Annotated in this window: 24 protein-coding genes and 1 riboswitch; of the genes, 11 read left to right on the top strand and 13 right to left on the bottom strand. The window is 64.0% G+C overall.

Annotated elements, in window-relative coordinates; genetic code table 11:
• Nucleotides 1–5: 5 nt before the first annotated feature.
• On the bottom strand, nucleotides 6–1,175 hold the full coding sequence (metX, locus tag AC0L18_RS19830) for a homoserine O-acetyltransferase MetX (RefSeq protein WP_473493832.1): 1,170 nt from the start codon (nucleotides 1,173–1,175) through the stop codon (nucleotides 6–8).
• A 120-nt stretch (nucleotides 1,176–1,295) separates the two neighbouring features.
• Nucleotides 1,296–1,373: riboswitch (SAM riboswitch) on the bottom strand.
• Between the two features lie 225 nt (nucleotides 1,374–1,598).
• On the opposite strand from metX, the gene hisC reads away from it, so the two are divergent.
• Together hisC and AC0L18_RS19840 are read left to right on the top strand one after the other, a co-directional pair.
• Nucleotides 1,599–2,708 (top strand): histidinol-phosphate transaminase, encoded by a 1,110-nt coding sequence (gene hisC / locus AC0L18_RS19835; protein ID WP_473493833.1) that lies wholly within the window; start codon nucleotides 1,599–1,601, stop codon nucleotides 2,706–2,708.
• A 6-nt stretch (nucleotides 2,709–2,714) separates the two neighbouring features.
• The gene (locus AC0L18_RS19840; RefSeq protein WP_419694883.1) at nucleotides 2,715–3,650 is read left to right on the top strand and encodes a prephenate/arogenate dehydrogenase family protein; all 936 of its coding nucleotides are present in this window, start codon (nucleotides 2,715–2,717) and stop codon (nucleotides 3,648–3,650) included.
• 91 nt (nucleotides 3,651–3,741) lie between these two features.
• Here AC0L18_RS19840 and AC0L18_RS19845 read toward each other — a convergent pair whose 3' ends face one another.
• On the bottom strand, nucleotides 3,742–4,665 hold the full coding sequence (locus tag AC0L18_RS19845; RefSeq protein ID WP_473493834.1) for a PfkB family carbohydrate kinase: 924 nt from the start codon (nucleotides 4,663–4,665) through the stop codon (nucleotides 3,742–3,744).
• 53 nt (nucleotides 4,666–4,718) lie between these two features.
• Nucleotides 4,719–5,717 carry a DUF2125 domain-containing protein gene (locus AC0L18_RS19850; RefSeq protein ID WP_473493835.1) on the bottom strand — a complete coding sequence of 333 codons (999 nt, stop codon included), beginning with the start codon at nucleotides 5,715–5,717 and terminating at the stop codon, nucleotides 4,719–4,721.
• A gap of 120 nt (nucleotides 5,718–5,837) precedes the next feature.
• Between AC0L18_RS19850 and AC0L18_RS19855 the strand changes: the two genes are divergently transcribed.
• The 3 genes from AC0L18_RS19855 to AC0L18_RS19865 all read left to right on the top strand — a co-directional run bounded on the left by AC0L18_RS19855 (nucleotide 5,838) and on the right by AC0L18_RS19865 (nucleotide 8,231).
• On the top strand, nucleotides 5,838–6,404 hold the full coding sequence (locus AC0L18_RS19855; protein ID WP_473493852.1) for a gamma-glutamylcyclotransferase: 567 nt from the start codon (nucleotides 5,838–5,840) through the stop codon (nucleotides 6,402–6,404).
• A 115-nt stretch (nucleotides 6,405–6,519) separates the two neighbouring features.
• Nucleotides 6,520–7,467 (top strand): aldo/keto reductase, encoded by a 948-nt coding sequence (locus AC0L18_RS19860; protein WP_473493836.1) that lies wholly within the window; start codon nucleotides 6,520–6,522, stop codon nucleotides 7,465–7,467.
• 146 nt (nucleotides 7,468–7,613) lie between these two features.
• Nucleotides 7,614–8,231: a LysE family translocator gene (locus tag AC0L18_RS19865; RefSeq protein ID WP_473493837.1), complete on the top strand. Its 618-nt coding sequence runs from the start codon at nucleotides 7,614–7,616 to the stop codon at nucleotides 8,229–8,231.
• A 26-nt stretch (nucleotides 8,232–8,257) separates the two neighbouring features.
• On the opposite strand, the gene AC0L18_RS19870 is transcribed toward AC0L18_RS19865, so the two are convergent.
• Both AC0L18_RS19870 and AC0L18_RS19875 read right to left on the bottom strand, forming a co-directional pair.
• A complete protein-coding gene (locus AC0L18_RS19870) occupies nucleotides 8,258–9,052 on the bottom strand; it encodes a lysophospholipid acyltransferase family protein (RefSeq protein WP_473493838.1) in 795 nt (264 codons plus the stop codon).
• A gap of 79 nt (nucleotides 9,053–9,131) precedes the next feature.
• A complete protein-coding gene (locus AC0L18_RS19875; RefSeq protein ID WP_473493839.1) occupies nucleotides 9,132–10,043 on the bottom strand; it encodes a LysR family transcriptional regulator in 912 nt (303 codons plus the stop codon).
• A 116-nt stretch (nucleotides 10,044–10,159) separates the two neighbouring features.
• Here AC0L18_RS19875 and AC0L18_RS19880 point away from each other — a divergent pair, with 116 nt between their 5' ends.
• The gene (locus AC0L18_RS19880) at nucleotides 10,160–10,792 is read left to right on the top strand and encodes a pyridoxamine 5'-phosphate oxidase family protein (RefSeq protein WP_473493840.1); all 633 of its coding nucleotides are present in this window, start codon (nucleotides 10,160–10,162) and stop codon (nucleotides 10,790–10,792) included.
• 24 nt (nucleotides 10,793–10,816) lie between these two features.
• Here AC0L18_RS19880 and AC0L18_RS19885 read toward each other — a convergent pair whose 3' ends face one another.
• From AC0L18_RS19885 to ftsE, 3 genes are all read right to left on the bottom strand, one after another.
• On the bottom strand, nucleotides 10,817–11,536 hold the full coding sequence (locus AC0L18_RS19885) for a YdcF family protein (RefSeq protein ID WP_473493841.1): 720 nt from the start codon (nucleotides 11,534–11,536) through the stop codon (nucleotides 10,817–10,819).
• A gap of 81 nt (nucleotides 11,537–11,617) precedes the next feature.
• Nucleotides 11,618–12,604: a cell division protein FtsX gene (locus AC0L18_RS19890; RefSeq protein ID WP_473493842.1), complete on the bottom strand. Its 987-nt coding sequence runs from the start codon at nucleotides 12,602–12,604 to the stop codon at nucleotides 11,618–11,620.
• Entirely contained in the window at nucleotides 12,597–13,256 is a 660-nt protein-coding gene (gene ftsE, locus AC0L18_RS19895) for a cell division ATP-binding protein FtsE (RefSeq protein WP_023797212.1), read from the bottom strand. The genes AC0L18_RS19890 and ftsE overlap by 8 nt, the downstream gene beginning before the upstream one ends.
• Before the next feature lie 194 nt (nucleotides 13,257–13,450).
• Between ftsE and AC0L18_RS19900 the strand changes: the two genes are divergently transcribed.
• The 3 genes from AC0L18_RS19900 (at nucleotide 13,451) to AC0L18_RS19910 (ending at nucleotide 15,101) form a co-directional block, all read left to right on the top strand.
• Nucleotides 13,451–14,098 carry a hypothetical protein gene (locus AC0L18_RS19900; protein WP_473493843.1) on the top strand — a complete coding sequence of 216 codons (648 nt, stop codon included), beginning with the start codon at nucleotides 13,451–13,453 and terminating at the stop codon, nucleotides 14,096–14,098.
• 27 nt (nucleotides 14,099–14,125) lie between these two features.
• The gene (gene hpt / locus AC0L18_RS19905; RefSeq protein WP_023797214.1) at nucleotides 14,126–14,668 is read left to right on the top strand and encodes a hypoxanthine phosphoribosyltransferase; all 543 of its coding nucleotides are present in this window, start codon (nucleotides 14,126–14,128) and stop codon (nucleotides 14,666–14,668) included.
• Nucleotides 14,669–14,729: 61 nt separating this feature from the next.
• Nucleotides 14,730–15,101 (top strand): response regulator, encoded by a 372-nt coding sequence (locus AC0L18_RS19910; protein ID WP_027153386.1) that lies wholly within the window; start codon nucleotides 14,730–14,732, stop codon nucleotides 15,099–15,101.
• Nucleotides 15,102–15,113: 12 nt separating this feature from the next.
• Here the strand turns inward: AC0L18_RS19910 and AC0L18_RS19915 are convergent, their stop codons facing one another.
• On the bottom strand, nucleotides 15,114–16,064 hold the full coding sequence (locus AC0L18_RS19915) for a DMT family transporter (RefSeq protein ID WP_473493844.1): 951 nt from the start codon (nucleotides 16,062–16,064) through the stop codon (nucleotides 15,114–15,116).
• A 312-nt stretch (nucleotides 16,065–16,376) separates the two neighbouring features.
• Between AC0L18_RS19915 and AC0L18_RS19920 the strand changes: the two genes are divergently transcribed.
• Nucleotides 16,377–17,234, top strand: coding sequence for a LysR substrate-binding domain-containing protein (locus AC0L18_RS19920; RefSeq protein ID WP_473493845.1), 858 nt, complete (start codon nucleotides 16,377–16,379; stop codon nucleotides 17,232–17,234).
• A gap of 12 nt (nucleotides 17,235–17,246) precedes the next feature.
• On the opposite strand, the gene AC0L18_RS19925 is transcribed toward AC0L18_RS19920, so the two are convergent.
• Together AC0L18_RS19925 and AC0L18_RS19930 are read right to left on the bottom strand one after the other, a co-directional pair.
• Entirely contained in the window at nucleotides 17,247–19,895 is a 2,649-nt protein-coding gene (locus AC0L18_RS19925) for a TIGR02302 family protein (RefSeq protein ID WP_473493846.1), read from the bottom strand.
• A gap of 174 nt (nucleotides 19,896–20,069) precedes the next feature.
• On the bottom strand, nucleotides 20,070–21,011 hold the full coding sequence (locus AC0L18_RS19930; protein WP_473493847.1) for a threonine/serine dehydratase: 942 nt from the start codon (nucleotides 21,009–21,011) through the stop codon (nucleotides 20,070–20,072).
• Nucleotides 21,012–21,061: 50 nt separating this feature from the next.
• On the opposite strand from AC0L18_RS19930, the gene AC0L18_RS19935 reads away from it, so the two are divergent.
• Nucleotides 21,062–21,364: an ArsR/SmtB family transcription factor gene (locus AC0L18_RS19935; RefSeq protein ID WP_473493848.1), complete on the top strand. Its 303-nt coding sequence runs from the start codon at nucleotides 21,062–21,064 to the stop codon at nucleotides 21,362–21,364.
• A gap of 68 nt (nucleotides 21,365–21,432) precedes the next feature.
• On the opposite strand, the gene lysA is transcribed toward AC0L18_RS19935, so the two are convergent.
• Together lysA and AC0L18_RS19945 are read right to left on the bottom strand one after the other, a co-directional pair.
• Nucleotides 21,433–22,701, bottom strand: a complete 1,269-nt coding sequence (lysA, locus tag AC0L18_RS19940; RefSeq protein WP_473493849.1) for a diaminopimelate decarboxylase — start codon at nucleotides 22,699–22,701, stop codon at nucleotides 21,433–21,435.
• A 52-nt stretch (nucleotides 22,702–22,753) separates the two neighbouring features.
• Nucleotides 22,754–22,960, bottom strand: coding sequence for a hypothetical protein (locus AC0L18_RS19945; protein ID WP_473493850.1), 207 nt, complete (start codon nucleotides 22,958–22,960; stop codon nucleotides 22,754–22,756).
• Nucleotides 22,961–23,097: the final 137 nt, after the last annotated feature.

Below are 23,097 nucleotides of genomic sequence, written 5' to 3' on the forward strand. Positions count from 1 at the left end.
GGGGGTCATGCGCTGAGCCCCCTGGCGCGGGCCGCCGAGGCGATGAAGCCGTTGATGGCGGCGAACAGCTCCGGCTCGTCGAGCAGGAAGGCGTCGTGGCCGCGATCGGTCTCGATCTCGACGAAGGACACCGAGGCGCCGGCCGCGTTCAGCGCGTGAACGACCGAGCGGCTCTCCTCGGTCGGGAACAGCCAGTCGCTGGTGAACGAGACCAGGCAGAAACGGGTCCTGGTGCCGGCAAAGGCGTCGGCCAGCCGGCCGCCATGATCGGCGGCGAGGTCGAAATAGTCCATCGCCCGGGTCATGTAGAGATAGGAGTTGGCGTCGAAGCGGTCTACGAAGGTCATGCCCTGATGGCGCAGATAGCTCTCAATCTGGAAGTCGGCGTCGAAACCGAAGGTGAGCGCTTCACGGTCCTGCAGGTTGCGGCCAAACTTCCGGTGCAGGGCCGCCTCCGACAGATAGGTGATGTGAGCGGCCATCCGCGCCACAGCCAGTCCCTTTTCCGGGCGCTTGCCCTGCTCGAAATACTTGCCGCCATGCCAGTCGGGATCGGCCATCACCGCTTGCCGGCCGACCTCATGGAAGGCGATGTTCTGCGAGGAATGGCGCGCGCCGGTGGCGATCGGCAGCGCCGAGAAAACGCGCTCCGGATAGCTCGACGCCCATTGCAGCACCTGCATGCCGCCCATCGAGCCGCCGAGCACCGAAAATAGTTTTTCGATGCCGAAATGGTCGACCAGCATCAACTGCGCCCGCACCATGTCGCGGATGGTGATGATCGGCAGGTCGAGCCCGTAGGGCTTGCCGGTGACTGGATTGGTCGAGGCGGGGCCGGTCGAGCCGAGGCAGCCGCCGATGACGTTCGAGCAGATGACGAAGAAGCGGCTGGTGTCGATGATCTTGCCGGGGCCGATCAGCACTTCCCACCAGCCCGGCTTGCCGGTCACTGGATTGGTGCTGGCGACATGCTGGTCGCCGGTCAGTGCATGGCAGACGAGGATGGCGTTGGAGCGGGCGTCGTTGAGCGTGCCGTAAGTCTTGTAGGCGATCTGGAACGGTGACAGCAGCGTGCCGGCATCGAGCTTGAGCGGCTTGTCGGCACCGAAACGCAACACTGGGCTCGACGGCTCGTCGGCCTCGTTGTTGGTTCTTTTCGTGCGCAGCGCGACCATCGCATCCTCTTACATTAACCCATCGTGTTTTCCGAAAGTCGATTGCGATTTTCGGGTCGATGCGACTGTCCGGCCGGCTGCGGACAACAAAAAAACCGGCATTGCCTTCGCAAAGCCGGTTACAAGATGCAAACGGCCCTTTAGCGAGTTGTTTAACGTGGCTGCAAGCCGACCGGCCAAATCACCACGGGATTTCGCCTTTCTTCTAGGACCGGAGCGTCTCGGCGTCAACGGCCAGTCGTTTACCCATGCCAGTCGCTCACCCATGATCGCCGCCTCTCGACATTCCAGGCCACGACTTGTATTTCCGCTGCGGCTTCTAGTGTGCTGGATTTGAAGTTCCTGAGCGCCGTTGCCACCAAAATGGCAGGAACTTCAAATCCACCACACTAGGTGGAAGCGTTCTCGACGGATTTTTGCAATATGAACCAGGCATCGGATCAGGCACGTCCAACGCCCCGCCCGGGGATCATGGATATCGAAGCCTATGTGCCGGGCAAAAGCACGGCGCCGGCCGGCGTTGCCAAGGTCCACAAATTGTCGTCGAACGAGAACCCGCTCGGCCCGTCGCAGAAGGCGATAGAAGCCGCGCGCGACGTCGCGGCCAAGCTCGACATATATCCCGACGGCACCGCCAGGCGCCTGCGGGAGGCGATCGCCGAGGTGCATGGTCTCAACCCGGCGAACATCGTCTGTTCCAACGGTTCCGACGAGATTCTGGGCCTGCTTGCGCAGACCTATCTCGCACCCGGCGATGAAGCTGTGATCACCGAACACGGCTTCATGGTCTACAAGATCTACATCCAGTCGGCAGGTGCTGTCCCGGTGTCGGTCAAGGAAACCAATGAGCGTGCCGACGTCGATGCGATCCTTGCCACCGTAACGCCGCGTACGCGGATCATCTTCCTTGCCAATCCCAACAACCCGACCGGCACCTATTTGCCGTTCCAGGAGGTGCGCCGCTTGCATGCCGGCCTGCCTCGAAACGTGCTTCTGGTGCTGGATGCAGCCTATGCCGAATATGTCCGCCGCAACGACTATGAAGCTGGCGTCGAACTGGTGGCTGGCGCGGAAAACGTGGTCATGACCCGCACCTTCTCCAAGCTCGGCCTCGGCGGCGCGCGGATCGGCTGGATGTACGCGCCGATGCATGTCATCGACGCGATCAACCGGGTGCGAGGTCCCTTCAACGTCAACGCGACGGCGATCGAGGCCGGCATTGCCGCGATCCGCGACCGCGTCCATGTCGAGCGCAGCGTGGCGCATAACGAGACCTGGCTGACCTGGGTGAGCGAGGAATTGACCAGGCTCGGACTGCGGGTGACGCCGAGCGTCGGCAATTTCGTCCTCATCCACTTTCCCGAAGACAAAAAACATTCGGCGGCAGCTGCGGACGATTACCTCTGTGCGCGCGGCTACATATTGCGGCGCGTTTCCGGCTACGGCTTCCCGAATGCGCTGCGCATGAGCATCGGCACCGAAGAGGCCAATCGCGGCGTTGTCGCCGCCCTCGCGACATTTCTGAAAAGCTAGAACACCATGACATCACCGATGTTCGAAAAGATCGCGCTGGTCGGCATCGGCCTGATCGGCTCGTCGCTGGCCCGCGTAATCCATCGCGAAGGCCTTGCCGGTCATGTCGCCATCTCGACGCGCAGCGAAACGACGCTGGCGCGGGCGAAACAACTCGGCCTCGGCTCCTTCTACACGTCGGATGCGAAAGAGGCGGTCGGCGATGCCGACCTGGTCATCGTTTCGGTGCCGGTCGGTTCTTCGGGCGAGGTCGCCGAGGAAATCGCACCGGCGCTGAAGCAGGGCGCCATCCTCACCGATGTCGGCTCGACCAAGGCCTCGGTCATTGCGCAGATGCAGCCGCATGTGCCTGCCGGCGTGCATTTCATTCCCGGCCACCCGCTGGCCGGCACTGAAAAATCGGGTCCGGACGCCGGCTTTGCCGAACTGTTCGAAAACCGCTGGTGCATCTTCACGCCGCTACCCGGCACCGATCCCGAGGCGCTGGAAAGGCTCTCGGAATTCTGGCGCCGCTGCGGCTCCAACATCGACACGATGGATCCCCAGCATCACGACATGACATTGGCCATCGTCTCGCACCTGCCGCACATCATCGCCTATAACATCGTCGGCACCGCCGACGATCTGGAGTCGGTGACCAAGTCCGAGGTCATAAAATATTCGGCCTCCGGCTTTCGCGACTTCACGCGCCTTGCCGCGTCCGACCCGACGATGTGGCGGGACGTCTGCCTGCACAACAAGGATGCCATCCTCGAAATGCTGGCGCGGTTCTCGGAGGATCTGGCCTCGCTGCAGCGGGCGATCCGCTGGGGCGACGGCGAAAAGCTGTTCGACCTGTTCACCCGCACCCGCGCCGTGCGCCGCTCGATCATCGAGGCCGGCCAGGACATCGACGTGCCGGACTTTGGCCGGCAGGCAGTCGAGCATCCGGCCAAGGGATAGAGCATCGGACCCGTACCGGTTTTAGGTGAAATCCGATGCTCAAGCAAAAGATAGAGCGGCGGTACCATCCGATTTGACGGCCGCCTCGCGCTCAATCCGGCCAGTGAGCCGCCATCATCGCCAGTGTCTCGGCCCTGTCGGGCGCTCCCAGCCTGCCGCCGAAGCGCAGGCATTTGAGCGCGGCGGCGGCGCTGGCAAAGCGCAATGTCCGTTCGATCGGCACGGCCTCGGCCAGCCCGACGGCAAAGGCGCCGTGAAACACGTCGCCGGCGGCAAGCGTATCCACTGCCTTGATCCTTGGCGCCGCGACATGGCGCACCGACGCCACCGAGCGGTCGAACCACCAGCTTCCCGCTGCGCCGCCGGTCACCGCTACGAATGCATCGGTTCGTCTGGCCAGCGCTTCACAGGCCGCCTGCGGGCCTTGCTCCTCGCCGCAGAGGATGAACGCCGCCGGCTCCGACGCGACGATGTGCGAGGCGAGCGGAAACAGCCGTTCCAGCACGGCCCGTGGCGCGGTGTCGGCGTCGAGTATGGCTGGACGGTCGATTGCGCGCGCCGCCGTCAGGGCCAGAGCTGCCGCGCCCGGCCAGCGCACGTCGACCAGGACGGCGTCGAATGCGGTGAGATCCTCAGTGGGGGGCGCTTCGGGGTCGGCCTGGGCGAGCTTGTCATAGAATGGAACAATAACGCGCTCGCCATGCGTGTCGACCAAGATGGCCGACAGTGCCGACCGCGCCCCGGCGACGCGCCGGACAAAGCTGCAATCGACGCCTTCGGCCTCAATGCCTGCGACTAGCTGATCGCCGACGAGGTCGTCTCCCGCGCTCGCCCACAGCGATACCTCCGCGCCGAGACGGCGTGCGGCGCAGGCCGCGCTCGAAGCCATGCCCGAGGCGATCTGCACGCTGTCGGACGCGATGAACTTGCCCTGACGCGCCGGAAGCGTGTCGACGCGAAGGATCGTATCGAGCGTCAGCGCGCCAACACTCAGGAGCTTAACCGGGCGGTTCATCTATCTTCCTGTTTGGCCATGGTCTTTCCGAACTGGAGGTTCGCAATCATCGCCTAATCGACCGGCTCGATGCTGCCCAGAGGGATAAAACCGAGCGAGGCCTTGCCCTTGACGATCTTGAGCGGCATCGACGGTTCGTTGCCAAGCAGCGCCAGCCCGGCAAAGCCGGTTTTGATCTGGCTCTTCTGCTCGGGAATGGCTTTGCCGAGGATTTCCGCCACCGCCTTCGGATCGCTGAGCCGGATCATCAAATCGGCGTCGATCAGCCCGTCGGCATCGACCGAGACCGGCCCGGAAACGGTGACGCGCGCGCTTCCCGACGACAGATCGAGCTTGCCGATATCCACCGCCTGGCCGCGCAGGCTCTCTGTTTGTGTCTTGATCAGCGCCACGCCGTTCTTCAGCGTCACGTCGCCGCTGCCGTCGAGCGGCGGCAGCACGCGGCCATCGATCGCGCCCGGATCGATTTCGAGATCGGTAAAACTCCCGGCATAGTCGATGTCCTGGCCGTTCGGACGCAATTCTCCGACCGCTGTCCCAGCGCTGAACAGCTCGACCGGGTCTGTGCCATCGGCGGGATCGGTCTGGGCTGACAGAGCCTCTGCCTCCAGTGAAACGCCCCGGGGCAGGGGCCAGGACAGTTTGACGTTCGCTCGCAGATTATCCCAGTCGATCCACAGCGGTGCCATCCCCGGCACGGAGGTCCTGAGCGGCCCCTGCAGGTCGGCGCCAGGGGACAGGATCTGGGTGACGTGCGTGACTGCTTTGAGGCTGCCGAGCGAGGCGGCGACGTTCCTGCTGTCGTCCTGATAAGCCAGGCTGTCGCAGGTAACGGCGAAGCTTAAGGGGTAGCCGCTGACCGTGAGATTGACGCAGTCCGCCTCGATGCCATTGCCGTTGAACTCGGCCACCGCTTTGCCGGCTTCGCTCTTGACCTTGTCTGCCAGGTAGAACCAGCCGGCGCTGTAGAGGCCAAACAGCACGACGATGAAAACGCCGAGCCAGAACAGCCGGCGGAGAAAATTCGGCGGGCGTTCGTCATTTGACGTCATGCTGCGGCTCTCGTTGGCGCGTGTTGCAGAGGAGACTGTCGTTTCCGGCAAGATCGGGTAGACGGAGACGGATTGAAAAAACACCGATTCCAGTGCGGTGCTGCAACCAGGCTTGGCGATATGGGCGATTTTTGGGTTTTTGGCTACGGCTCGCTGATCTGGCGGCCGGGATTTGCGCATGTCGAGACGCGGCGGGCCCGCCTCCATGGCTACCGCCGCTCGCTGTGCGTCTACTCCTTCGTGCATCGCGGCACGCGCGAACGGCCCGGCCTGGTGCTCGGCCTCGACCGTGGCGGCTCCTGCATAGGGCTGGCTTTCCGCGTCCCCGGCGATCTGCGCAACGAGGTCATCACCTATCTGCGCGAACGCGAGCTGGTCACCAATGTCTATCTCGAGCGCATGCTTAGCATTCGCCTCGACAAGGGGGACACGCGTGAGGCCGGCAAGGGTGGGGGCGACACAGACGGAGGCGAGACGGTCGAGGCTGTCGCCTATGTCGTCGACCGTAGCCACGAGCAATATGCCGGTGCGCTCGATGCGGCCGATGCGGCGAGCGTCGTTCGCGGCGCCGTCGGCCAGTCGGGAAAGAATGAGGACTACGTGTCCAGCACGCTGGAGCACCTCGAGGCGCTGGGGATCCGCGACCATTGGCTGGAAGAGGTGGCGAAACGGATCGCGCCTTTGTGAAGCGCTGGTCGCTGGAAAAGTCGGCCGGCCCTTTGACGTTGGTGCGGCCCGCCATAGGTTAAGCCGGTCACGGGGCTTTTCGCCCGCTTCTTTCCATTCCCCACGGAGATCAGTCTTGCAGAAACGTCGTCTCGGTCAAACCGACCTGTCCATCGCGCCGCTGGTTCTGGGTGGCAACGTCTTCGGCTGGACCGCCGACGAGAAAACCTCTTTCGACCTGCTCGACCGGTTCGTCGGCGCCGGCCTCAACGCCATCGACACCGCCGATGCCTATTCGCGCTGGGTTCCCGGCAACAAGGGCGGCGAATCCGAAACGATCATCGGCAAATGGATGAAAAGCCGCGGCAATCGCGACAAGGTTGTGGTGATCACCAAGGTCGGGTCTGACATGGGGCAGGGCAGGAAAGACCTCTCCGCGGCCTATATCGAAAAGGCCATCGATGCGTCGCTGAAGCGGCTGCAGACCGATGTCGTCGATCTCTATCTGTCGCACTGGCCGGACCCGACCACCCCCTACGAGGAAACGCTCGGCGCCTACCAGAAGCTGCTCGACAAGGGCAAGATCCGCCACGTCGGCGCCTCCAATCTCGATGCCGGCCAGTTGCGCGCCGCGCTGGACGTGGCAAGCTTGCGGGGCCTGCCGCGCTATTCGGTGCTGCAGCCGGAATACAATCTCTACGATCGCGCCTCCTTCGATGGGCCGCTGCGCGATCTGTGCATGGCCGAGGATATCGGCGTCATCACCTATTTCAGCCTCGCCAAGGGGTTTTTGAGCGGCAAGTACCGCAGCCAGGCCGATCTCGGCAAAAGCGCGCGTGGCGACGACGTGGAGAACTATCTCAACACGCGCGGCATGCGCATCCTGGCGGCACTCGACGCCGTGTCGGCACGTCACGCGGCCAAGCCGGCGGAAGTGGCGCTCGCCTGGGTGATTGCGCGGCCCGGCGTCACCGCGCCGATCGCCAGCGCCACGACATTGGAACAGGTCGACAGCCTCGTCCGCGCCGCATCATTGGAGTTCGGTCCGGACGATATCGTCGAGCTCGACAGCACGAGTGCTTAGGCGCCAGCGCGAAGCGGTGGCTTGATCAACAGCAGCCAAGAACCGGGCGCGGCCTGAGTCGGAACGCTCCCTGCACGATCGTTCAAGACACCCTGCTGTGCCCTGCCATACCATTGCCGGCATCGCGCCTGGATACTGGTATACAGATGGCCGAACAGGTCTTTTCCCATCCGGAACTATGGCAGCAATTGCTCGCGCTTGTGCTGGCATCGGCGGTCGTGATGGGCAGTCCGGGGCCGGCGACGATAAGCGTCACCGCCGTCGGCGCCGCCTTCGGCCTGCGCGATTCGCTCCGCTACGCCTCGGGCATCATTCTTGGTACGGTCGCCGTGCTTTTGCTCGTGGCGACGGGCATTACGGCAATGCTCGCCTCTGTGCCGACGCTCACACCGCTCCTGGCGGTGGCATCCGCAGCCTACATCCTCTACCTCGCCTTCAAGATAGCAACGGCCCCGCCTCTGGCCGCGCGTAGCGGCGGGGCGGCGCGTCCCACATTCCTCGGCGGGTTTCTTCTGGCCGTCGCCAACCCGAAAGCCTATGTGGCGATTGCCGCCGTATTTGCTGGCACGCCGTCCGCCGGTGAGCTCGATGCAGGGCTCAGGCTGGCGGTCCTCGCTTCGATCATCGTCGCCATCCATGTCCTGTGGCTTCTCGCCGGGGCAGCGTTTGCGCGCTTCCTGCGCAAGCCGCTGGCCTCGCGGATCATCAATCTGACGTTCGCGGCAACACTGGTTTTGACCACGGCGCTGGCTGTGATTCCCTAGGGGACAGTGCCGCAAGCTTAGATGGTTCAGGTCGGGGTATCGGAGCCAAGTTCCCCCAGCCGCTTTACCGCCGTCGGCGGCATTGGCGGCGGGTTTGGCGCCTGGGACGCCTCGATGAGCAGCTGGTCGCAGGCGGCTTCCGTCTCGCCGATCAGCCGTTCCATGAATTCTTCCTTGCCCAAACCCGCCGGGATCGGCGGCAGGAAGCGGGCCTTGATCATGCCGGGATAGCGCAGGAATTTCCGCCGCGGCCAATAGAGGCCGGCGACATGGGCGACCGGCACCACCGGAATGCCAAGCTGGGTATAGAGCTCGACGATGCCGTATTTATAGGCCGGCTCGTCGCCCGGCGCCCGGCGCGTGCCCTCGGGATAGATGATCAGCTGGCGGGGATTGCGCGCCAGCTCCTGCCTGGTCGCGGCGACCACCGCTTTCAGCGCCTTCGAGCGGCTGCCGCGGTCGACCGGGATCATCCGCATTTTCAGGATGTACCAGCCGAAGAACGGGATCCAGGTCAGTTCCCGCTTGAGGATGTAGATCGGATCCTGCAGGAACGGGAAAAAGGCGATCGCGTCCCAGAAGGACTGATGCTTCGGCGCCAGGATGAAGGAACCCTCGGGCAGGTTTTCCTGGCCGGTGATCTCGCTTTTGGTGCCGGCGATCTTGTCATAGAGCCACATGCTGGTGTGTGACCAGAATTTCGGCACGAACCAGGCGCGGTGGCGCGGCGACAGGAAATAGTAGGGGGTCCAGAGGATCATCTGGACGATCAGATTGACGTAGAAGACGAAGTTGAACGCCAGCGAGCGGACATAAAGCATGCAGGAAGAGCCCGGTGAGGAGGTGTGCGTTGGTTACACCAAGCGCGGGCAAAAAGGAAACGGTGCGATGGCCTGTTCGTCAGGCCTGCCACGTCGCTTGCACCAGCCGTTTCTTCAGGCGTGGGGCGGCGAAATCGAGGAACGCACGCAGTTTCACCGGCAGCAGACCCTGGCCGGCATGCACGAGGCTGACCGGCCATGGCTGCGGCTCGAATGCCTCCAGCACGGTGCGGAGGGTGTCCGACCGCACTGCAGCTGTGATCTGGTAGGAAAGCACCCTCGTCAATCCGATGCCGGCAATCGCGGCATCGATCGCCGCTTCCGCGGTGTTGACCCTAAGCCGGGAGCGGATCGGAACGGTGAGGTCGGTCTTGCCCGTAGCAAAAGTCCATGCGGCGGGAGCGGTGAGTCCCTCGAAGGTGACGCAGTCGTGTGCCGCGAGGTCTTTCGGCGTCTCCGGCGTGCCGTGCTCGGCCAGATAGGCAGGGCTCGCGCAAACAACGCGCCGAATCGAGCCGATGCGGGTGGCCACCAGGCTGGAGTCGGGAAGCTCGCCGATGCGGACGGCGAGATCGATGTGCTCCTCGGTCAATTGGGTTATCCGGTCCGCAAGCATCAGCCGAATAGCCACGTCGGGGTAGGCAGCGAGAAAGCCGGTGACGACCGGCAGCACATGCAGGCGGCCAAAGACGATCGGTGCGGTGATGATCAGTTCGCCCGTCGGCACGCTGTATTCGCCGGCGGCGCTCCGCTCGGCCTCGCCGACCTCGTCGAGAATGCGATGGCAGGCAGCGAGGTAGGCATGACCTGCGTCGGTCAGCGTCAGCTGCCGCGTCGAGCGGTTCAGAAGACGCGTCTTCAGATGCCGCTCCAGGTCGGAGACCTTGCGGCTGACCGTTGCAAGCGGGATGCCGAAACGGCGCCCGGCGGCCGAAAGGCTGCCGGCCTCCACCGCGGCGACGAAAAGTGACATGGCCTCGAGGCGATCCATATTTCTCCCGGAAATTGGAAGGCTTTCTTGCATTAATGCCATCTGCATCCGGAACATGGAAGGCGTTATCTCTTCGCTGGCTCTGGCTCGCAGCTCTGCTTCAAAGGAGGCCTTCCATGAATGCTCACGTCTTCACCAGCGATGTCGCCTTTACGCCAACCGTCAAGGCGATCCAGGCCCGCAAAGGCTCACGCGAGGCCTATGCCCGCGTCGAACAGCGCGGCAGCTGGCAAGCTGATATCACGCCCGATCTCGCCGCCTTCATCGAGGCGCAGACCAGCGTCTTCCTGTCGACGGCCAATGGTGAGGGCCAGCCCTACATCCAGCATCGCGGCGGGCCGGCCGGCTTCCTCAAGGTGCTCGACGAGCGGACGATCGGCTTCGCCGATTTCTCCGGCAACAGGCAATTCATCACCCAGGGCAATCTGGACGACAACCCGCGCGCCTTCCTGTTTCTGATCGACTATGCGCATCGGCAGCGCATCAAGATCTGGGGCAGCGCGCGGGTCGTTGAGCAGGACGCCGAACTGATGGCGAAGCTGATGCCGGAAGGCTACAAGGCGCGCCCGGAGCAGATCATCCTGTTCACGGTTTCGGCCTGGGATTCCAATTGCCCGCAGCACATCCCACAGCGTTTCGAAGCGGCCGATGTGGCGGCGGCGCTGGCCGAGCGGGACAAGCGTATCGAACGTCTCGAACACGAGATCGCGCGGCTGCGCAGCATCTCAAGCGCCACGCTCAAGGAATGATAGCGCTGCCGGTTCCAGATCGGCTCAGTTCGGCGCAACAGCCTCGGCCAGCGCGATGCCGGTTGGCGTTGGCTTGACCGGCACGATGCCGCGCGCCAGCGCCAGCAGATATTTGTTGTATTCGGTGAACAGCACGCGCAAGGCTCTCGGCTTGGTCAGCCAGCCGCCATTGCCAAGATTGCTGTTGACCACCGGATAGGGCTCGAGCCTGGCCTTGTGCAGCAGCCGGCCCATTTCCAGCAGGCTGCGCGGCATGTGATAGTTGTTGGTGACGAGGATCACGGTGCCATAGGCGTGGTCTTCCACCCACTTGGCACTTTCCTCGGCATTGCCGATCGTGTCGAGCGCGGCACGGTCGATGTCGACGCAGCAGGAAAACAATTCCTTGTCGCCGCGGGTCGCGACCTGAAGCTGGCGGCGGCTGGCGGAAGGATGCACGCCACTGATCAGCAGCCGCTCGCCCTTGCCGGACGCCAGCAGGCCCATGGCCGCGTCGAGACGCGAATGGCCGCCGGTCAGCACGATGATGGCATCGGCCCTTGCCGGATTGGCGGGCGTCGCGAGACGGCTGACGGTGCTGGCGAACCAGCCAAAGCCGCCGGCAAACAACGTTGCCAGCACGAGCAGAAAGAAAGCTGAGATGCGTAGCGTGCTCGCCAATCGACCGGGCTTGACGCGCTCGCTTGAACGCGTGATCACCAAGGGCAACTGTCCAGCCATTCCGGTCGAGTCGCGCGCGTCCATCGTCCTTATCGTTAACTCCGAAATACGGCGTTTAGTAGGTCGGAAAGCACAAATTTCGTTACGCTAATTCTCTATCCGTGATCACCCTGCGTCCGGCTGGCGGACATCGATGTCGCTGAGATAGGTGACGACGGTTACATGGGAGGTTGCCGCCGTCAGCGCACCGATGACCAGCACCATGAGAACAACGCCGAGATAGCCCGCCGAACCGATGGCGAAATTGCCGAACAGGGCGGTCGCCTGATCGGCCTGCGGCGTCGCCATGTTTCGCGACGACCACCATGAGAAGACGATGAAGACGAACACCGCCGCCGCACCCCCGGCGGCGGCGCCCTTCATGCCGGTGACGAGAAAGTGGTGGCGGAATTCGCGCGCGATAAAGCGCGCTTCGGCGCCGACGAAATGCAGCACCTCGATGATGTGGCCGTTGCCGGCCATGGCGCCGCGCGTCGCGAACACCACGGTCAGCACGGTTGCCGCCAGCATCAGCGCCAACACGGCGATGCCGATGGTCACCGTGGTGCGGGCCATGGCGACCAGCCGGTCGACCCAGGTGCGATGGTCGTCAAGCGAGGCACTGGGCAGTTTCGGCGTGATCGCGGCGCGCATTGCGGCGAAATCGGGAGGGTTGGTCTCGTCTATGGTGACGATGATCAGACGCGGCACCGGCAGCTCGTCGATGTTGAGACCCGAACCCAGCCAGGGTTCCAAAAGCCGCGCCGTGGCTTCGCGGTCGACGATCCTGGCGCTCTTCACGCCAGGAAATTCGCCGGCGATCTGCGAGGCCTGGGCAAGGGCTGCCTCGATGTCGAGGCCGTCCATCGGCTTGATCTGGATCGTCGCCTCGCGTGAGATCTGGTTCTCCCAGACAGAGGCGGTGTCACGCACCAGCGTCACCGCGCCGAACGTCAGGCAGGAGAGGAAAGTCATGATGGCAATGACCAGGACCAGCGCCCGGCCGGCGATGTTCTGCGCCGGCACGATCGGCGCCATCTTGCGCTGAACGCGCTGCGTCCCGGCCCTCTCAGTGTGTTGGTCTTCGACATGACGAGCGGACAGGTCAGTCATAGATATCCAGCCTTCCGCCGGACAGGATCATGCGGCGTGCGTCGACCTGTTCCATCAGGCCGAGGTCGTGCGTTGCGATCACTACGGCGGTGCCCAGCCGGTTGAGTTCGATGAACAGCCGCAACAGGCGTCGCGCCAGCGGCGGGTCGACATTGCCGGTCGGCTCATCGGCAAGCAGGATTTCGGGCTGCTCGATCAGCGCCCTGGCGATTGCGGCGCGCTGCTTCTCGCCACCCGACAGCACCGGCGGCAGCACATGCATGCGCTCGCCAAGGCCGACCCATTTCAAGAGCTCGGTCACATCGGTGCGGTAGCTGGCCTCCTCGCGCCCGCGCACGCGCAGCGGCAAGGCCACATTCTCATAGGTCGTCATGTGGTCGAGCAGGCGAAAGTCCTGGAACACCACGCCGATGCGCCGCCGCAGATGCGGCAGCTCGGCGCGCGAGATGCGCGAGCGGTCTTTGCCGAAGATGGTGATTAGCCCACGCGTCGGCTTGAGCGACATGAACAAAAGCCGCAGCAGCGTCGTCTTGCCGGCGCCCGAAGGGCCGCTCAGGAACTGGAAGGAGCGCTCCGGTATGTGCAAGGAAATGTCGCGGAGGATTTCCGGACCCATGCCATAGCGGAGGCCGACATTTTCGAAGCGGATCACGTTCGACGACCTGAAACTTGCGGCGGCGACGAGGCAGCCTTCTCTGAGAAAAGACCATCGGCCGGCATGGTTAACCGGTGGTTAATTTTGGGGTTTTTTGGGCGCGTCACAAGGGGTTTCCGGGGGAAACGTTAACCATTTCCGTTTACGCATAAGAAACGAAGAGCGAACAAGTGCGAAGTGCTGGGGCCGCGATGGCTGACGATCGAACCGCGCGCCCGGTTTCCGGCGAAATCATGACCGATACGGCCGCAAATCCTGCGCCGGAACGCATCATGCGTGATCCGGCCGGTGACATCGTCGACGCCGACTACGAGGTGCTGCCGCGTTTAACCGCCAGCACGGGCGTTTCACCGCCGCTTTTGCGCGTGATCACCACGCCATCGATCAAAGGCATGGACATGCTGCGCAAGCCGGTAGCGGCGATGGAACGGCTGCGGGCGTCGCGCGGCGGGCCGATCTTCTGGATCGCCGGCCTCAGTGCCGCGTTTGCAGCCTTCTGGATCTCGGGCGGGCACGCGCTGGTGCGCCAGACGCCGCTTCTTCTGGTGGCGCGACAAGCGGGCGCTGCCCTGACCATTTCAGGCGTTACGTCGCGTATCGATGCGTCCGGGCCGCAACCTGTCCTGTTCGTCGGTGGCGAGGCCGCGAATGACGGCGCCAGCCCGTCGCCATTGCCACCGCTGGAAGTTCGGGTCACCGGCAATGACAGGCGCACAACCCGTTATAGGCTGGCGACATTTAACCGTTCGCTGGCGCCCGGCGAAAGATTTGGCTTTTCCAGCCGGCTCGACATGCCTAGAAACGGGGTCAAGACCGTCTCGGTCACCTTCGCCAATTAGCGGCGATCATTTCTGGAAGGGCAGCCAATGCCAATCGTGCGCGGCAAGGATATCGAGGTCCTGTTTTCGGCGTCGGCGATCGCCCGCCGCAATCTGGAGCTCGCCAAGGAGATCGCCGGGCACGACTATCACGACCTTCTGGTGATTTCGGTGCTGAAGGGATCGTTCATCTTCGCCGCCGACCTCATCCGCGCCATGCACGATGTCGGCCTGTCGCCCGAGGTCGAGTTCATCTTCATCTCCAGCTACGGTGCCGGCACCACCAGCGGCGAGGTGAGGGTGCTGCGCGACATCGACAATGAGGTCGCCGGCCGAGACGTGCTGTTGATCGACGACATCCTCGAATCCGGCAAGACGCTGTCCTTCACCCGCGACCTGATGCTGTCGCGCGGCGCCAAAAGCTGCGCCATCGCCGTGCTGCTCGACAAGCGCATGCGCCGCCAGACCACGCTCAATGCCGACTATGTCGGCTTCGACTGCCCCGACTATTTCGTCGTCGGCTACGGCATGGATGTGGCCCACGCCTTTCGCGAACTGCCGTTTGTCGGCGTCGTAAAGGGCGACGCCTAGATTCATCTTCGATGCGGTTGCGGTTCAGGAAAAGTCAACTTTTCCACGCCAACATTCGGCTATGGCAAAGCTCCTGATCGTTGAGGACGATGAATCCGTCCGCACCCTCGCCGCTCGCGCGCTCGAACGCGCCGGGCATATGATCGACATCGCCGCCGACGGCGCGCAAGGGCTTGCCCTGATCCGCGCTGCACGTGGCGGCTACGACCTTGTCGTCTCGGATATCCGGATGCCGGAGATGGACGGCATCCAAATGGCCAAGGCGGCTGCATCGCTTTTCCCGGCGATGAAGATCTTGCTGATGACCGGCTATGCCGACCAGCGCGAGCGCGCCGAGGAATTGAACGGCGTCATTGTGGACGTCGTGCAGAAGCCGTTCACGCTGGCCGAAATCCGCGCGCGCGTCGAACAGGCGCTCGCCTGTTTCGCTTAAGTTCCAGCGCGGTCAGGTCGGATCGCAGGTCGCTGCGATTGCCGGCCCGCTGCTCCGGCGCCGGCTGGCGTTGAGCGCGAACAGACCGGCGCCGATGATGAGGGCGGCGCCGATGACGGTGGTCGATCGCGGCACTTCGGCAAAGAACAGGAACCCCCACAGCGGCGACCAGATGATGCCGGTGTATTCGAAGGTGGCGACGCCGTTGGCGGGCGCCAGCCGGTAGGCCTGCGACAACAGGATCATCCCGGCCGAAGCCACGACGCCGCAGGCGGCCATCGTCAGGAAGTCGATTGACGTCGGCCAGATCCATGGCCTGACCAGGAATTCGAGGCTCGGATGCGTGGCATGAGCTATTCCTGCCAGCCAGAACAGCCCGGCGACCGCTGCAGCGCCCAGGAGATAGACGCCGTTTTGATAGAACGCCATGACCGTGGATGATTCGGTGTCGCCGATCTTGCGGGCCATCAACTGCGAAAAACCGTACAGCACCGCCGAGGCCAGCGACAGCAGCGCCGCCCAGTCGAACAGCCCGGCGCCGGGTCGCAGCATCACCAGCACGCCGAGCATGCCGACCATGACGGTGACCAGCGTCTGCCCCGCTACCCGTTCGCCGAGATAGGGGCCGGCAAGCGCCATGATGAACAGCGGTGCCATGAAATAGAGCGCCACCGCGTCGGCGAGTGGCAGGGCGGCGATCGCCAGGTAGTAGAGCGTGTAGGAGGTGAACAGGATCAAGGCGCGCATCGTCAGCATGCGAAACCGCTTCGAAAAGATCGCCCTGAGCCCGACATCGGCATGAACCAGCACGAGAAGAATGGGCAGGGCGACGATCGAGCGGATCGCCATCACCTCGGTCACCGGATAGGTGCCCGATACGGCCTTGATCAGCGGATCCTGGAGCGAGAACACCAGAACGCCGAGGCAAAGGCTTGCCATGCCGAGGACGATCCGGTTCTGCATGGCGTTCGACGGCTCCTTGCGTGCGCGGCCCGAGAGCCGGGCCCGCGTAACTTTGTTTTATGCATATCGCCCAAAACCGCTTCGCACCCTCGGGTCAGGCCCAGGGTGGGGCCCGAGGACATGCTTTTGGGCGACCCGCATCAAAAAGAACCCGCCACCATTTCGGGCAGCGGGTACGAGTGAGGACTTTTTTGGTCCGCAGCCGATTTCGCAGCCGCATATCCAATGGGTGAAGCGACTATTATCCGCCGTTTGACATGTTGCAAACGAATTGGAATGATGCCAGCGATCAGATTTTCTTATGGCGGACAAATGAAGCCCACGCTCGACAGCGATCTGCTGCGCACCTTCGTCGCGGTCGCCGACGCCGGCAATTTCACCAAGGCTGCGGTGCAGGCCGGCCGTACCCAGTCGGCGGTTTCGATGCAGATGAAGAAGCTCGAAGATATGGTCGGCGACAGCCTGTTCGAGCGCGGCTCGCGGGGTGTGGCGCTGACGCGCCGCGGCGGCGAACTCATCGTCAACGCCCGCCGCATCGTGTCGCTGCTGGACGAGACGGCGGCATCGATGGTCGCGATGCCGCTTGGCGGACCGGTGCGCATCGGCATTCCGGAGGAATATGGCCACGCGATCCTGTCGCGCGCTCTCGGCGCCTTTGCCAAGCGCCATCCTCAGGTCGACATCACCGTCCGCTACGCGCATTCCGGTGCGCAGATCGCGGCGCTCGCCGCCGGCGAGCTCGATCTGGCGGTGGTGTTCGAATGGCAGGACCTCTCCGGCGGTGAGGTGCTGATGCATGATCCGACCGTGTGGGTGACGTCGGAGCTGCACCATATGCATGAGGAGCGGCCGGTGCCGATCGCGCTCTACAACCGCGCCGGCTGGTGCAAGGATTTTGCGATCAAGTCGCTGGAACAGCGTGGTCTCGCCTATCGTGTCGCCTATACAAGCGATACCAATGGCGGCCTGCGGCTTGCCGTCACCTCCGGGCTGGCGATTGCGCCGATCTCGCGCAGCAACATCCCGGCTGATTGCCGCGAGCTTACCGCCGCCGACGGATTCGGCGACATCGATTCCTCGAACGTGGTGCTGCGGCGCAATCCGAACGCTTCCGGCGAGGCCATCGTCAGCATGGAAGAGGCGATCCGCGAGGCGTTCACCAACCGTTAGAGCAGGCCGGCTTTACTTCAGCTCCAGCAGCCGCTCCAGATAGCTGCGCTCGATGTCGGGGCTGAGCGCGTTGCCGAGCCGCTTGCGGATCGCGTCGAGGATCTGGCGGGCGCGCTGCACGTCGATCTCGTCCGGCACCTTCACCGAATCGCCGAAATCTGGACCCTCGGTGGCGCGTGGCCGGCCGAGCGGATCGCGGTCGGCATTCTGCTGGCGGCCGCCGCGCTGGCCTTCGCCCTCGTCGCCCTGCATGGCCTGCAATTGCTTCATCATGTCCTTGGCGCCCTTGCGCAACGCTTCCAGCGCGCGGCCCTGGTGACCGACCGCCTGATCGCCATCGCTGTCGCCAAGCGCCTGTTCGGCATCGCCCATGGATTTGCCGGCCTCGCCAAATCCCTCATTGGGCTCGAGCCCCATGCCTTCCAGACCCTTTCTCAACTGGTCGAGCTCACTTTGCAGTTTGCCCTGGCCTTCCTGCAACTGCTTCAACGCGTCGGCGAATTCCTCCGGCGTCATCGGCTTCGGCCGGCCGAGCGGATCGCGGTCTTCGCCTGGGCCGGGCTGCTCGCCCTGTTCGCCCATTTGGCCCTGCTCGCCGTTCTCGCCGAGCTGCTCGTCTCGGTTCTGCCCACGCTGTTTTTGGCCGCGCTGCATCTGGTCCATGCGGAAGGTTTCGTTCATCATCTCCTGCTGGCGCCGCATGATCTCGCCGAGCTTGTCCATCTGCTGGCGCATTTCGCTGTTCTGCTGGCCGCCCTGCTGCTGACGTCCGGCCTGCAGGTTGTTCATCATGTCCTGCAGTTGCGAAAGCAATTGCTGCGCGCTGTCGCGATCGCCGGACTTCGCCAGATTCTCGATCTGGTCCATCATCCGTTCGATATCACTCTGGCGCAGTTCCTGGCCGTTCTGCTGCATCTGCGGCGCGTTCGGATTCTGCTGCGCACGCTGGGCGAATTCCTGCAGGAACTGGTTCATCGCCTCGCGCAGTTCCTTCATCGCCTTGTCGATTTCCTCGTCGCTGGCGCCGTTCTTGATCGCGTCCTGCAACGCCTGCTGCGCCTGGCGCAGCCGCCGCTCTGCGTCCGAAAGATTGCCTTCCTCGATGCCGAGCGCGATCTCCCAGAGATAGGCGACTCCGTCGCGCAATTTGTCGTCGTTGTCGGCCATCTTCAGCCGGGTGCGGGCGCTCATGATGGCGAGGTAGTGCGCCATATTGTCGAACGTGTCTTCGGGCCTGAGCGTGATCGCATCCATCAGGTCGAGCACGCGGCTCTTGGCGTTGGCGTCGAGCGCCAGCGCGCGGCGCTGCTCGATCACGGCCCTGGCCAGCGGATTGGAGAATGGCCGCTCCGGCATCACCAGGGTCCTGGTGTCGCTGGTTGCCGTATGGCCGGCATCGTCGGTGGCGACAAGCCTGAGCTTGATGTCGCTGCCGGCCCAGACATGCTCGGTCAGGTCCTTCGTGGTCTTGGCGGCATTCCCCTTGACGCCGCGGCGCGGCAGTGTCAGCGGCATTTCGGGCGGGCCATAGAGCGGATGCGCATTGGGCGCCGGTGGGTCGGCCAATACGAAATCCGCCTTGGCGGAGGCCGCGCCATAGTCGTCGTCGATCTGGTAGTTGAGTTCGAAGGAGCCGTTGACGGCGCGTTTAGGCTCGCCGACGAAACGGATTTGTGGCGGCTTGTCCGGGATCACCGCGAAGGCCCAGCTGCCGAGTTCGTCGCCGCCCGAGTTCAGCGTCAGCGTGCCGTTGGCCGTCAGCTTTCCGGTGAACTGGCGCACCGTGGAGGGCGTTGCCGTGGAGGGCGTTGCCGCCGCCGGCTTGGCCGCGTCGGCCTGCTGCCCGGCCGGCTGGATGGTGCGGGCGTTGCCGTCGGCGTCGGCATAGCTCAGCGTTTCCTCGCCCGAGCCGCCGGTGACGCGCAGCGACACATCGCTGCCCTCCGGAACGGTGAAGGTGGACGCAGCCTGATTGGCATTGCTGGCAAGGGCCGGGTTGGCGAGGGCTGGGGAAGTGAGGAAGACCGGTGCCCTGCCGGTGTAGGCCGGCGGTGTCACCCAGGCGTCGATGCGCGGCGGCACGGCGTCGCGCGCCGCGTGGGCACTGAACCCGTCCGCGATGCGGCCGCCCGACGGTCCGAACGAGAAGGCGAAAGCCGTGACCAACACAAGCGCCGCCACGGCGCGCAGCCCCCACGGGTCGCGCTCCGGCACCCGGGTGCGTGGCAGGTCGCCACCGAGGTTGCCGAGTTTTTCGGCCATGCGTTTCTGGTGCTCGCGCCACAGCGCTTGCGAAAAAATGCTCTCCCTGCCGCTCGGCCGGTCCGTCTGCACCAGCACCGGGCTGTGCAGCAATAAGTTGGCCGCCTCGATGCGTCGATCGATCTCGGCACTGGACGGCACCCGGAAGAAACGCAGGGGATAGAGCGCGACAAGGGCTGCGATGGCGAACACAGCCACAACACCGATGCGCGCCATGTCGGACAGCAAAAGGAAGAGGCCGAGCCACGAGACGCTGAGGAACAGGCTGGCGACGATGACGAGCGGCAGCAGCAACGGCCAGCCGCGCTCGACAGTCATCGAGACCCGCGTCGCCAGCCGGCTCACGGCAAGGCGCCCGGCCAGGCTGCGATCGCTGGTTAAGGTGGGTCGTTGCGTCATCGGCCCTTCCTGTTCGGGCGGGATAACCCGAACCTCACAAATCTATCGCACCGGCCCGAAAATCGGATGCGAAGGACTCAAAGTCTTAGATGCACGTCGCTCCAAACATACCAAGAAACACGGCGAAGGCGAGGCAGTTCCCTAAAACGTGAACAGGACTGCCCCCCGCTATCGTCAGAATCTAGCCGGATCGGCGTTTGCACCGCAGACCAGCACGGCGACACGCTCGCCCGCAGCCGCCGCGTAGCGGCCCGACAGGAGCGCCGCGAAGGCCGCGGCGCCGCCCGGCTCGGAGATGATTCGCACCCGGTCCCAAAGCGCCGTCTGCGCGGCGATGATCTCGTCGTCGCTGACCAGTATGGAACGCTCGACGAAGGCCTCGGCGATCGGAAACATCATTTCGCCGACGCGCTTCGGCGCCAGCGAATCCGCGGCGATGCCCTCAGTCGGCGCATCGACGGGCCGGCCGGCCTCGAAGGCGCGATGAAGCGTCGGCGCGCCCTCCGGCTCGACGGCGATGATCCTGATGCGGCCGGCAAACCAGGCGGCGATGCCGCCGATCAGGCCGCCGCCGCCGACGGCGACCAGCAGCGTGTCGAGTTCAGGCAGGTCGGTCTCGATCTCGAGGCCGAGCGTGCCTTGCCCGATCAGCGTTTCCTCCTGGTTGAACGCATGGATCTGCAGCGCGCCGGACCTTTCGGCAAAGTCTTCGCTGGCGGCCAGCGCTTCGGCATAGCGTGCGCCACCGACGACCAACTCGGCGCCATAGCCGCGGATCCGTTCCAGCTTGGCCGGCGGGCTGACTTCGGGAACGAAGATGGTTGCCTTGTGGCCAAGCCGCATGGCGGCGTAGGCGACCGCGGCACCATGATTGCCGCCCGATGCCGCGACGACTCCAGCCTCGGGAACCGGCCGCTCGAGAAGATTGGTGAAGGCGCCGCGCGCCTTGAACGAGCCGGAATGCTGCAGGCATTCGAGCTTCAGGTCGATGCCAAGAGGCGGACGGCCGAAATCGGCCATGTCGACGCGCAGCACCGGCGTGTGGCGCACGAATGGCCGGATGCGCGGCTCCATTGCGGCGATGCGTTCGCGGGTGATGCTATTGCCGTTCAGCATGGTCTGCTCCCAAGGATTGACATCACTTAGTAACTTAGCAAAATGGCTAAATGCAAGAGATTGATGTCTTCAAGGCGATCGCCAACGAGCGCAGGCTGCAGATCCTCGATTGGCTGAAGGATCCGCGCGCGCATTTTCCGCCGCAGACGGATGGCGATCTGGTCGAGGACGGCGTCTGCGCGCTGCTGATCGCCGAAAAGCTGGGGATTACCCAGGCGACGCTCAGCGAGCATATGCGGGTGCTGACCCAGGCGGGCCTTCTGCGCAGCAAACGTATCAAGCAGTGGACGTTCTATCGCCGCGACGAGGGCAGGATCGCCGAGACCAGGACGCTGATTCAGCACCGGCTGTAGCGCTGCAGACGATCCATTCTTGTTTGACCATGATCTTTTCCGAAACCGACTTTTTCGGGATCATGGGTCTATTCCAGCCAATCAGGAAGCGAATCCAGGCCGATCAGCTCGTCATAGGTCTGGCGCCGGCGCACGACATGGAAACGGTCGCCGTCGACCAGCACTTCAGGCACCAGCGGCCTGGTGTTGTAGGTGCCGGCCTGCACCGCGCCATAGGCGCCGGCGGTGGCGACGGCGATCAGGTCGCCGGCCTTCAGCCGCGGCAGGTCGCGGTCGAGGCCGAGATAATCGCCGGTCTCGCAGACCGGGCCGACCACGTCGACCGTCATGCGCGGCGCCGCGGCCGGCTGCTGCACCACCGGCTTGATGTCATGGAAGGCGTCATAGAGCGTCGGCCGGATCAGATCGTTCATCGCGGCGTCGACGACCAGGAAATTCTTGGCGTCGCCCTCCTTCACGAAGATCACCTGGGAGACCAGGATGCCGGCATTGCCTGATATAAGCCGGCCCGGCTCGAACATCACCTTCAGCCCGAGCTTGGCGACGTGCTTCTTGACGATCTGAGCATAAGCGTCCGGCAGGGGAGGCGGGCTATTGTCGACGCGGTAGGGAATGCCGAGGCCGCCGCCGAGGTCGATATGCTCGATGGCGTGCCCGTCGGCGCGCAGCACGCCGACCAACTCCACCAGCAGCGCAAAGGCGTCGTCGAAGGGCTGCAATTCGGTGATCTGGCTGCCGATATGCGTGTCGATGCCGGTGACCTTGATGCCAGGCAGCTCAGCTGCGCGGGCATAGACCTTTCGCGCCTTCTGCCAGGGAATGCCGAACTTGTTCTCGGCCCTGCCGGTGGAGATCTTCTTGTGGGTCATGGCGTCGACATCCGGATTGATGCGCAGCGAGATCGGCGCCACCTTGCCCAGCGCCGCGGCGCGGGTCGACAGCAATTCCAGTTCCGGCTCGGATTCGACGTTGAAGCACAAAATGCCGGCCGAGAGCGCAAGATCCATTTCGCGCGCGGTCTTGCCAACGCCGGAAAACAGGATCTTGTTGGCCGGAATGCCGGCGGCCAGCGCGCGGCGCAGTTCGCCTTCCGAGACCACGTCGGCGCCGGCGCCGAGTTTGGCCAGGATTTTTAGCACAGCCTGGTTAGAATTCGCCTTCATGGCGTAGCAGACCAGCGCGTCGAGCCCGGCAAAGGCCTGCGCAAACACGCGGAAATGCCTGGTCAGCGTCGCCGTCGAATAGCAATAGAACGGCGTGCCGACGCTTGCGGCGATCTCTGATATCGCCACGTCCTCGGCATGCAGCACGCCGTCGCGGTAGTCGAAATGGTTCACGAGAGTGGTTCCGGAAGTTGGAGCACGATGAGATCGGCCGATCTCATCGGCTCTAGATCAACGGGTCGAGAATGAACTTCTTGTCCTCGACCGGTTTTTCCGGCTCCGGCGGCACGGGCTGCTCTGCCTTTTGGGCATCCTTGCGCGCCTGCACGGCCGCCTCATAGGGCGTATCGAGCCCGGCTTTCCTGCCGCAGGCCGTTACGGATGCCAGCGCCGCCAGCAGCGTCAGCGTCACCAAAATCCTGCTTGCGGTCATCGATCCATCCGTCCGAAACTTTTGCCCGCCGCTTTTAGCCGAGTTTTTCCGGCATTGCACCTAGAGCGTTTCCAGATTTGACGGAATCGAGGGGATTCCAGATTTGTCTGTTTTGTGATTCAAGATGCTGGCTGGAG

Source organism: Mesorhizobium sp. WSM4819 (assembly GCF_055811215.1).

What these genes read in the sequence shown, in the direction of transcription:
- AC0L18_RS19930 (WP_473493847.1), bottom strand. Translation starts at nt 21,011, where the DNA reads ATGCTGAACGGCAATAGCATCACCCGCGAACGCATCGCCGCAATGGAG.
- AC0L18_RS19925 (WP_473493846.1), bottom strand. Translation starts at nt 19,895, where the DNA reads ATGACGCAACGACCCACCTTAACCAGCGATCGCAGCCTGGCCGGGCGC.
- AC0L18_RS19890 (WP_473493842.1), bottom strand. Translation starts at nt 12,604, where the DNA reads ATGACTGACCTGTCCGCTCGTCATGTCGAAGACCAACACACTGAGAGG.
- AC0L18_RS19880 (WP_473493840.1), top strand. Translation starts at nt 10,160, where the DNA reads ATGAATGCTCACGTCTTCACCAGCGATGTCGCCTTTACGCCAACCGTC.
- AC0L18_RS19935 (WP_473493848.1), top strand. Translation starts at nt 21,062, where the DNA reads ATGCAAGAGATTGATGTCTTCAAGGCGATCGCCAACGAGCGCAGGCTG.
- AC0L18_RS19920 (WP_473493845.1), top strand. Translation starts at nt 16,377, where the DNA reads ATGAAGCCCACGCTCGACAGCGATCTGCTGCGCACCTTCGTCGCGGTC.
- hisC (WP_473493833.1), top strand. Translation starts at nt 1,599, where the DNA reads ATGAACCAGGCATCGGATCAGGCACGTCCAACGCCCCGCCCGGGGATC.
- AC0L18_RS19900 (WP_473493843.1), top strand. Translation starts at nt 13,451, where the DNA reads ATGGCTGACGATCGAACCGCGCGCCCGGTTTCCGGCGAAATCATGACC.
- metX (WP_473493832.1), bottom strand. Translation starts at nt 1,175, where the DNA reads ATGGTCGCGCTGCGCACGAAAAGAACCAACAACGAGGCCGACGAGCCG.
- AC0L18_RS19865 (WP_473493837.1), top strand. Translation starts at nt 7,614, where the DNA reads ATGGCCGAACAGGTCTTTTCCCATCCGGAACTATGGCAGCAATTGCTC.
- AC0L18_RS19875 (WP_473493839.1), bottom strand. Translation starts at nt 10,043, where the DNA reads ATGGATCGCCTCGAGGCCATGTCACTTTTCGTCGCCGCGGTGGAGGCC.
- AC0L18_RS19855 (WP_473493852.1), top strand. Translation starts at nt 5,838, where the DNA reads ATGGGCGATTTTTGGGTTTTTGGCTACGGCTCGCTGATCTGGCGGCCG.
- AC0L18_RS19870 (WP_473493838.1), bottom strand. Translation starts at nt 9,052, where the DNA reads ATGCTTTATGTCCGCTCGCTGGCGTTCAACTTCGTCTTCTACGTCAAT.
- AC0L18_RS19840 (WP_419694883.1), top strand. Translation starts at nt 2,715, where the DNA reads ATGACATCACCGATGTTCGAAAAGATCGCGCTGGTCGGCATCGGCCTG.
- AC0L18_RS19910 (WP_027153386.1), top strand. Translation starts at nt 14,730, where the DNA reads ATGGCAAAGCTCCTGATCGTTGAGGACGATGAATCCGTCCGCACCCTC.
- AC0L18_RS19945 (WP_473493850.1), bottom strand. Translation starts at nt 22,960, where the DNA reads ATGACCGCAAGCAGGATTTTGGTGACGCTGACGCTGCTGGCGGCGCTG.
- hpt (WP_023797214.1), top strand. Translation starts at nt 14,126, where the DNA reads ATGCCAATCGTGCGCGGCAAGGATATCGAGGTCCTGTTTTCGGCGTCG.
- AC0L18_RS19850 (WP_473493835.1), bottom strand. Translation starts at nt 5,717, where the DNA reads ATGACGTCAAATGACGAACGCCCGCCGAATTTTCTCCGCCGGCTGTTC.
- AC0L18_RS19845 (WP_473493834.1), bottom strand. Translation starts at nt 4,665, where the DNA reads ATGAACCGCCCGGTTAAGCTCCTGAGTGTTGGCGCGCTGACGCTCGAT.
- AC0L18_RS19915 (WP_473493844.1), bottom strand. Translation starts at nt 16,064, where the DNA reads ATGCAGAACCGGATCGTCCTCGGCATGGCAAGCCTTTGCCTCGGCGTT.
- AC0L18_RS19885 (WP_473493841.1), bottom strand. Translation starts at nt 11,536, where the DNA reads ATGGACGCGCGCGACTCGACCGGAATGGCTGGACAGTTGCCCTTGGTG.